This is a genomic window from Rhodanobacter sp. GW835-FHT13D09 (genome assembly GCF_058793995.1).
In genome coordinates, this window is sequence record NZ_JBXAGL010000003.1 from 115,861 (window position 1) to 125,471 (window position 9,611).

Sequence of the window (9,611 nt, forward strand, 5' to 3'; positions counted from 1 at the left end):
TGGCGGGCCGAAAGGCCGGCGGGCAGTGCCCGCCCTGCGAAGCGGCCGGGGTAGGGCGGGCACTGCCCGCCGGCTTCTCGTGTTTCAGTGATCATCGGCGGGGCTTTTCAACAGGCTTGCATGGCCCGGATCGAGCACGTCGCAGACCAGTTCGGTGGCAGCGACGAAGGCACGATGCGCTGGGCTCTCCACGTTGAACAATTCCAGACCGCGGCTGAGCAGGGCCGCGTAGCCGGGTGCGTAGTCGCGCTCGCCGGGGTTGTGACCGTCGCCCTCCCACGCTGCGGCCGCCCTGGCGAGACGGTTGTTCGGTTCGCTGGCGGCCCAGGCTTGCGCGGTGCGCGGGAAGAACAGCAGCGGCTGCTGTTCGGTCGTTCGGTACGCCTCGATCAGGCGGTGCAGGCCGTGGCGCAGTTGCGCGGTGTCTTGTGCCTGCACGGGGCCGAGCAGGCTGGGGCTGCGGGCCGCCTTGCCGTTGGGGGTCGGTTCCAGATAATCGCCGTGCACGTCGTCGGCGTGGCTCAGCCGCAACGCGGCCCAGTCGATGTAGAAAGCCAGGATTTCCCGGAGCCCGGCGGCACGCGCGGGTTGCGCGTCGAACAGCAGCAGGCGTCCGTCGGCGCCACGGAACACGCGGTCGACCGTGCCGGTCAGGCGCAGGCCGTCGCCGAGGTCGAGGTCGATCGCCTTCGCCTCTGCCTGCGCACCGCCGCCGGCGAACAACGGGTGCGCCTGCGCAAGCAGGGGGCGCAACGAGTTGCGCAGTTGCGTCCAGGTCCGTTCGCCGATTGCGCCGCCGGCCAGCATGCCGGAGTGGGCGAGCCACGCCGGCGGTTCGGCGGGCAGCTCGTCGCGGCCGGCGGCGAGCGCCTCGAACAGCAGGCGGTGATCGATTCGGTCGATCTTTTCCAACGGCGTCTCCAGCGGCTCGCGATCCGGCCAGCCGCTGTCGTCCAGTGCCTGCAGGCTGATGCCCTGGCCGCGCAGCAGGGCATCCCGCGCGGGGTCGCGCCAGAAGCGCTTGAGCGCGCCGAGGGTGATTTCGTCCTGGGCCACGGGTTCCGGCACGGCCATCGGCGCGCCGAGGAAGGACGGCGTGCCGGCGCCGGCCGGCGCGCCCAGGAACGCCGGGTCGTACGAGAACAACCGCGGATCGTGGCGGGGCCGGCCCCGTGCATCGCGTTCGTAGTAGCGCGCGTCGAACGGCTGCAGCGGGTGGCGCACGCGCCACGGCCGCTCGGACGGGTCGGCGGCGGCGAGGCCGTGCTGCTCGTCGAGAAACTGCAGCAGCTCGGCCAGCGGCGCGGCGGGGTTGCGCGGCTTGCCGTCGCGCACGCCTTCGCCGACGTAGCTCACGTGCAGCGCGTCGCGCGCCGACATCAGCGCTTCCAGGAACAGGTAGCGGTCCTCGTTGCGGGTATCGCGGTCGCCGCGGCGCGGCTGGCCGAGGATCCGGTTGAGGCCGGCGTCGTGGCCGGGGCGCGGGAACTCGCCCTCGTTCATGCCGAGCAGGCAGACCACGCGGAACGGAATCGAGCGCTGCGGCACCAGCCCGCAGAAGGTCACCCCGCCGAGCAGGAAGCCCTGGCGCTCCGGCACCGCGCCGAGTTCGCCGCGCAGTGCCTCGCGCACCACGCTCCATGGCAGCGGCGCGTCGATACCGGCATCGGCGGCCTGGTTGGCGAGGCCTGCGGCGAGCCGGCGCAAGGCGTCGAGCGCATTCTGTTCGGCGGCATCGCGCGGGTCGGCGAGGAACAGCGCGTCGAGCCGCTCCAGCAGCCATTCGCTCCATGCGGGCAGCGGGCGGGTACCGGCGAAGGCGTGGCGTACCTGGCGCAGCTCGCCGAGCAGGCGGTCGAGCTGGCCCAGCGCCTCCACCGCGCTGCCGGCGACGCCTTCCAGCGGCAGGATGCCGTCGAGCAGCCCGTCACCGGCGTCCGGGCCAGCGACCAGCCCGGCGTACATGCGGTCGAAGCCGAACTGCCACGAGTTCGCATCGACTGCGGCCGCGCCCGCTTCGGCCTTCATCGCGGCATCCAGCCCCCAGGCCACGCGGGCCCGGCGCAGCCAGCGTTCCAGCGCGTCGCGGCTGCCGGCGTCGATCGCGAAGCGCCGCGCCACCGCCGGCGCGTCGAGGAAGTCCAGCACCTCGCTGACCGTGAAGCGGCTCTCGGCGAGGTCCAGCAGCTGCGCGAACGCATTCATCAGCGGATGAGCGCGCGCCAGGCCGACGTCGGCCAGGTGCCAGGGAATGTGCAGCGGGTCGTTGCGGTATTGCGCCGGCTCGCCGAATACCGCCGCCAGGCAGGGTGCGTAGGCGCCGATGTCCGGCGCCATCACCACGATATCGCGATGCTGCAGGGTGGGATCGTCGGCCAGGCAGCGCAGCAGGGCGTTCCTCAGCACCTCCAGCTCGCGCAGGCGGGTGTGGCAGGCGTGCACGCGCAGGCTGGCGTCGTGGCGCAATGCGGGCAGGATTTCACCCAGGCTGGCACCAGCGGCCTGTTGCTCGCGGATCGGCGCGCCGACCAGCTCCGCCTGCAGGCAGCGGATGCTCGCCTGCAGGCGGGCAAGCAGCGAGGCGGCCCCGTCGAGCGGTTCGGCCTCGTCGAGCGGGTCGCGTTCTTCGGTCGCGTCGCATTCGTCCAGGGTGAGGCAGAAATCCTGCGCGATGCGGCCGAGCGCCACCAGCAGCGGATGGCCGACCTCGTAATACAGCGCCTCCGGGTCGTCCGCATGGGCGAGCAGGAAACGCTGCTGGCGCAGATAGACCCAGTGCTCGCGGCAGGGGTCGGGGAAGTACAGATGCACCGGCGTGTGCAACGCGGTGGCCTGCAGCGCCGCCAGCACGTCGGGCGGCAGGTGGCTGACGCCGAACACGTGCAGCGGCGGGTCGCCGGCCAGCCGCTCGTCGGCGCGCAGCGCCTCCAGCAGGGCAGCGCTGCGCTGCGCGCGGTGCGGCTGCGGGATGGCGGCACGCAGCCGGCGCCACAGCGCGGCCTGCCAGTCGCTGCCGTGCCGCGCGGGCTGCTGCTCCCAGTCGAGGATCCAGTCCGGCCGGTAGATCAGGTACTGGGTGTACAGGCCGGCCAGGTGCTCGGCCAGCTGGAAGCCGCGCCGCGCCGCGTCGTCGCCGGCCAGGTAGGCCGCGACTTCCGGTGCCTGCAGCGAGGGCAGCGCCAGCAGCAGCCGCCAGCGCAGCAGCTCGTGCCGGTACGCCCCGCCGACCAGCGCCTCGTCGCCGAGCGCGCGGCGCGCGGCGCGCTCGAACCACTGCCACGGCAGGATCATCTCGACGTTGGCGGCGATGCCGTGTCCGCCATGCAGGCCGTCGCGCTGCGCCAGGCGGCCGAGCAGCCAGCGCTGCAGCCCCGGATGTGCCACCACCACGGTCTGTGCCGCCAGCGGATTGGCCGGTCGCTGCGCCTCCAACTGCAGCGCCAGCGCATCGGCCAGCCGCTCGGTGCGGCTGCCGCGGTGGACGATCAGCTCGCCTGGGTTGTCCCTCATCCGTTCCTGCCCTGGGTGATGCAATGCGCACAGCATACCGAGCCGCGACTCATCGTTTGCGATGGCGGCAGGCGGGCGAGGCCATGTGTCGATTTGCCGGCCCGCCGTTCGTCATCCGGGCGAGAACCTGGTTTGCGGCACGACCCGAAGGAGACACGACGATGCGATGCATGGTGATAGTGAAGGCGACCCCCGACTCGGAGGCCGGCGTGATGCCCAATGAGCAGTTGCTGACCGCGATGGGCCGCTACAACGAGGAACTGGTGAAGGCCGGCGTCATGCTGGAGGGCGAGGGCCTGCATCCCAGTTCGAAGGGCGTGCGGGTGAAGTTCTCGGGCCGCGCGCGCGCGGTGACCGACGGACCGTTCGCGGAGACCAAGGAGCTGATTGCCGGCTTCTGGCTGTGGCAGGTGAAATCGATGCAGGAGGCGGTCGAGTGGCTCAAGCGCGCGCCGTTCGACGACGATGCCGAGATCGAGATCCGCCAGGTATTCGAGGCCGAGGACTTCGGCGCCGAGTTCACCCCTGAACTGCGCGAGCAGGAAGAACGGCTGCGCGCGCAGATCGCGGCGAAATCGTGAGCCGGGCCCCGGTCCGGTTTTCACGCGAATGCGGATGGGAGCCGCGGCCATGCGCTTCATGAGGCTGGCCGGGAAATGGGGGCAGGCGTTACTTCGGGCCTTGCGCCGGTGCAATGGGGATGGTGTGATCGCTCGCCATGAGCGGCGTGACCGATACCCATCGCACCATCGACGCCGTCTGGCGGATCGAGTCGGCCCGGCTGATCGCCGGCCTCACCCGCATGCTGCGCGATGTCGGCCTGGCCGAGGAGCTGGCGCAGGATGCGCTGGTGGTGGCGCTGGAGCGGTGGCCGCAGAGCGGCGTGCCGGACAATCCCGGCGCCTGGCTGATGACCACCGCGAAGCATCGCGCGATCGACCGGCTGCGTCGCAGCAAGCTGCTCGAACGCAAGCACGAGCAGCTGATGCACGAGCTGGAGCACGAGCAGGAATGTGCACAGTCCGCAGAGGAGGCGGCGCTGGACGACCCGTTCGGTGACGACCTGCTGCGGCTGATCTTCACCGCCTGCCATCCGTTGCTTTCCGTGGAGGCGCGCGTGGCGCTGACCCTGCGCCTGCTGGGCGGCCTGACCACGGAGGAAATCGCGCGCGCCTTCCTGGTGCCCGAGTCGACCATCGCGCAGCGCATCGTTCGTGCCAAGCGCAGTCTTGCCAAGGCTGCGGTGGCATACGAGGCGCCCCGCGGCGATGAGCTTGCCGAACGCCTTTCGTCGGTGCTCGGGGTGATCTACCTGATCTTCAACGAGGGCTACTCGGCCACCGGCGGCGACGACTGGATGCGCCCGGCCCTGTGCGAGGACGCCCTGCGCCTGGGCCGGGTGCTGGCCGGCCTGATGCCGCGTGAGCCCGAGGTGCATGGCCTGGTGGCGCTGATGGAACTGCAGGCCTCGCGTTCGCGCGCGCGGGTGGACGCGCATGGCGAACCGATCCTGCTGCTGGACCAGGATCGGGCGTTGTGGGACCGGTTGCTGATCCGTCGCGGCCAGGCCGCGCTGGAGCAGTCCCGGAAGCTGGGCGGTGCGCTGGGCCCGTATGCGCTGCAGGCGGCGATCGCCGCCTGCCACGCGCGCGCGCTGACCGGCGGTGAAACCGATTGGCCGGGCATCGCCGCACTGTATGCGGCCCTGGTCCGGGTGGCGCCGTCGCCGGTGGTCGAGCTCAACCGCGCGGTGGCGGTGGGCATGGCCGACGGCGCGGCGGCAGGGCTCGAACTGGCCGACGCCCTGGTCGGGGAACCTAGCCTGCAGCGATATCACCTGCTGCCCGCGGTGCGAGGCGATTTGCTGGCCCGGCTGGGCCGCGTCGAGGAAGCACGCCGGGAATTCGAGCGGGCGGCTGCGTTGGCGATGAACCGGCGCGAGCGCGAGCTGATGCGCAATCGCGCCCGGACGTGCGGGGAGAGTGCACCGTCCGGGTGAGCGGCGCCGGTCCGGGGTCATGCAGGGGGCCGTCAGCACAGTGGATTAATGCGTGCTGCCGTGATGAAGTACGCCGACAATCGGTGCATCGTTTGTTCGTTCGGGGGGAAATCGGCAAGCGAATGGACAGCCAGGAACAGGCACGCGGCGAACTTCGCGAGCGCTTCTACCGGAGCGTGGCGGAAACCCTCGCGCTGTTGCATGCGATGCCGGACCGCGACCGTCGCCTGATCATGGTCACGATCGCTGGCATTCTGGCCTCGACCATGGATCTTCCCCTGGTCTGGATCGGGCGGTGCGAGCCGGGGCATGGCACCGTCGAGGTGCTGGCGGCGGCGGGACCCGCTGCGGGCTATGCGGCCGCGTTGCGCCTCAGCACGGATGAACCCGGCCATGGCGGCCGCGGGCCGGTGGCGATCGTGCTGCGCCAGGAGCAGGCCCGGGTGACTTCGGTCGACGCACCGGAGTTCGCGCCATGGCGCGACGCCGCGCAGCGGCACGGTTTCGGCTCCTGCATCGTGGCGGCATCGCGGACGCGTGACGATGGCCAACTGGTCCTGGCCGCCTATTCCCGCGACGACGGCCCCAGCCTGAGCGGGGAATTGCTCGATTGGGCGCAGCGGCTGGTCGACGAGCTGGGCCGGTTCTGGGATCACCAACTGCTGCTGGAGCGCAGCGCGCGGATGAGCCGCTACCGCGATGCGCAGCGCACGATCCAGCGCGCCTTGCTCGAGCAGCCCGACCCGGAGTCGGTCTACCGCACGCTGGCCCAGGCACTGGCCGACATTGCCGGTGCCGCCGCGGTCGATGTGTTTGCAGCTGACGGCGGCGACCACGTGCTGCGACGGGTGGCCCTGGTCGGTCCGATCGCCGACATCCTGCGCAGCCTGCCCTTGCCGCCGCGGCACGACGACAGCCCCGCCGTGTTTACGCCGACGCAGGCCTTCATGCAGGGCACTCCGGTCGTCCGGCGCCACCTGCGCGGTGCGCCGCAGTCGGCCATGCCATTCCGCAAGGAATTGCTCGAGCACGCCGGTGCGGTGGGGTGCTGGCCGCTGTTCGCGTCCCCGGACGACGCGATCGGTGCGGCGAGGGCGCCGACCGGGGTGTTCGTGGTGGTCACCGCCGAGTCGGATGCCTTCGACGGCGAGATGTGCCGCCTGCTGGACGAGATCGCCGATGCGACCGGGCTGGCCCTGCGCCAGCACGCACAGCGGCACGCCCTGCTGCAGGAGCAGGAGCGGCAGACCTACCTGGCCCTGCACGACGATCTCACCGGCCTGCCCAACCGCCGCACACTGGATCGACACCTCGAGATCGTGCTGGATCGGGCCAGGCGCCATGGGCGCATGGTCGCGGTGGGGTTGCTCGACCTGGACGATCTGAAGCCGATCAACGACCGTCACGGCCATGCCGTGGGCGACCGTCTGCTGGCCGAGATGGCGGAACGGTTCCGGCAGATGCTTCGCGGCGGAGACTATGTGGCCCGGCTGGGCGGCGACGAGTTCGTGCTGGTCTTCGAGGATCTCGAACGCGAGGAGGATCTCGACGGCCTGCTGGAGCGGGTCAGCGAGGTTCTGCGGCGTCCGCTGACGATCGACGGCCATGCCATCTCGGTGGGTGCCAGCCTGGGCGTCGCGATGTACTCCGGCGAGGTCCAGGCCACCGGCGAACAACTGCTGCGCCGCGCCGATCAGGCGATGTACCAGGTGAAGTCGCGCAAACGACATCGCTCGCGCTGGTGGTCGCTGGTTTCGCCCAATGGCGTGACGGACCAGGCCGACGAACTGGAAGCCGCCGCCTCGCCTTATGGTGATCATGCCGCCATGCTGCTGGGCGCCTGCAGCAAGGCATGGGAGCCGCGGTTGCCGGGCATCGTGGAAATTTTCCACGCCGGCTTGCGTTCGAACGAGGGCATTGCCAGGCTGCTTGACCTGCTCCCGGCCGCGGAGGTGCAGGTGTTCGAGCAGCATCTGCTGCGGCATCTGCAGACCCTGCTGCGGGCCGACCTCGACATGGCCGGACACCGTGCCCGGGCGACCCGGAACGGCCTGTTCCATGCGGCCTGCGGACTCGAGGAAGTCTGGCTGCTGGAGGCGATCGAGCAGTTGCGCGACATCCTGGCGACTGCGTTGGCCGGCGTCGGCCAGACCGAACGCCGCGCGCTGGCGGTCCTGCTGCAGCGGCTTGGCATGGGCCGGCAGTGGCAACTGGAAAGCATGCGCGCGCTGCAACGTAGCCGGGTGGCCCTGCTGGCCAGGATCAATGCGCTGGCGTGGTTGGCCGAAGGCTACCTGGAACTGATCCAGGGTGTGGCCGACATCCTGGTGTCGCACCAGGAAGTCATCGCCTGTTCGGCGGGGCGTCCGGACGCATCGGGCCAGCTGACCTACGAGGCGGTGGCGGGAACGGCCTTTGCCGAATACCTGCACGCGCTGGTCTGCGGCAAGGCGCCACCGATCCGGGTCGATGCAGGCCAGCCCGAGGGGCAGGGTCCCAGCGGGCGCGCCTGGCGCACGGCGACGATCCAGCGTTGCGCCCATTACGCCAGCGACCCGTCGATGGCAGGTTGGCGCGACATCGCACTGACCCTCGGGGTGGTCTCCAACGTGGCCATTCCGCTGTGCCCGTCGCCGCTCAAGCCGGCGGTGGTGCTGACTGTGTACAGCCCCTATGCCGGCGGCTTCCACAGCGAAGACCAGCGGGCTTTCCTCGAGCAGATCAAGACCGTGCTGGATCTGGCCCTGGCGCGCCTGGCGCCGCCGCGGCAGGGCACCGAGCTGCTGCCGTTCTTCGTGCGTGAGCGTTGGCGCGCGATGGTTGCGACCGACGCGCTGCAGATGCACTACCAGCCATTGGTCAGGCTTGCCGATGGCCGGGTCACCGAGATCGAAGCGCTGGCACGGCTGCGCGACGAAGGCGGCGAGCTGCTGGCGCCGGCCAGGTTTCTTCCGGCGCTGGGCGCGGACGACCTGCTCGTGCTGTTCCGCCAGGGGCTGGGCCAGGCTGTCGCCTGCCGCGAATCGCTGCTGCGGGCGGGCCATGCGCTGGACGTCTCGGTGAATGCGCCCGCGGCTGCGCTGGAGGATTCACGCTATGCCAAGGTGGCGGCCGCGGTCATCGCCCGCAGTGGCTGTGCGCCGCAGGCGCTGTTGTTCGAGATCCTCGAGTCGCCGATCGGCACCGAGCATGCCGCCGTGCCGCAAGGTTCGGGCATGCAGTCGCTCAAGGCCCTCGGCGTGCGCCTGGTCGAGGACGACCTCGGCGCGGGCTACAGCTCGCTGATCCGCCTGCGCCAGTGGCCGTTCGACCGGATCAAGATCGACCAGGCCATCGTCACCCAGGTTCGGCAGGATCCGCTGGGCACCTTGCGCTTCATCCGGCAGCTGATCCGGATCGGCCACGACCTGCGGCTCGAAGTGGTCGTCGAGGGGCTGGAGTCACCCGACCTGATCGAGGCCGCGACGATCCTCGGCGCGGATTTCGGCCAGGGCTATGCGCTGGCGCGACCGATGCCCGTCGACGAGTTGTCCGCCTGGCTGGCGCAGTACCGCTGCGTGCAGGCCTCCGCATGGCCACGAACCGGGCTGGGCGCGCTCGCCGGCGAGCTGCGCTGGGAGGAGCAGTTCATCGCCCTGCCGGCCGAGCCGGCGTTCTGGGCCCGGCATGCGCAGGTCAGCTTGGACCCGGGCGAATACCTGCATGGCCCGGCACTTGATGCGGCGCTGAATGCCAGCCATCAGACGATGCATATCGCGGCGGTGGCCGGCCCGTTCGACCCTGGCTACCGGCGCGAACGCGAAGCCTTCCTCTCGCTGCTGGTCGGGCACGTGCTCGGCAACCTGCATTTCTGAGGACATGCGTACCCGGCCGAAACGAACAAGGGCCCGGCAAGGTGGCCTTGTTCGTCGGATTCGATGGTGGGCGATGCAAGGATCGAACTTGCGACACCTGCCGTGTGAAGTGCCCGTTGCTACACGCACGCTGCGCTTTTTCATGGCTGCCGCACAACGAACAAGGCCACCCGGCAAGGTGGCCTTGTTCGTCGGATTCGATGGTGGGCGATGCAAGGATCGAACTTGCGACACCTGCCGTGTGAAGG

At 70.5% G+C, this 9,611-nt stretch carries 4 protein-coding genes; 3 read left to right on the forward strand and 1 reads right to left on the reverse strand.

The features are described 5' to 3' along the window. Window positions 1-84: 84 nt before the first annotated feature. A complete protein-coding gene (gene recC, locus AC1Q5A_RS05990) occupies window positions 85-3,510 on the reverse strand; it encodes an exodeoxyribonuclease V subunit gamma (RefSeq protein ID WP_492699271.1) in 3,426 nt (1,141 codons plus the stop codon). 161 nt (window positions 3,511-3,671) lie between these two features. Between recC and AC1Q5A_RS05995 the strand changes: the two genes are divergently transcribed. The 3 genes from AC1Q5A_RS05995 to AC1Q5A_RS06005 all read left to right on the forward strand — a co-directional run bounded on the left by AC1Q5A_RS05995 (window position 3,672) and on the right by AC1Q5A_RS06005 (window position 9,363). Further along, window positions 3,672-4,091 (forward strand): YciI family protein, encoded by a 420-nt coding sequence (locus tag AC1Q5A_RS05995; RefSeq protein WP_492699697.1) that lies wholly within the window; start codon window positions 3,672-3,674, stop codon window positions 4,089-4,091. Between the two features lie 137 nt (window positions 4,092-4,228). Then, complete coding sequence (locus AC1Q5A_RS06000; RefSeq protein ID WP_492699273.1) at window positions 4,229-5,509, forward strand: RNA polymerase sigma factor; 1,281 nt, start codon at window positions 4,229-4,231, stop codon at window positions 5,507-5,509. A 122-nt stretch (window positions 5,510-5,631) separates the two neighbouring features. Further along, a complete protein-coding gene (locus AC1Q5A_RS06005) occupies window positions 5,632-9,363 on the forward strand; it encodes a diguanylate cyclase domain-containing protein (RefSeq protein ID WP_492699275.1) in 3,732 nt (1,243 codons plus the stop codon). Window positions 9,364-9,611 lie beyond the last annotated feature (248 nt).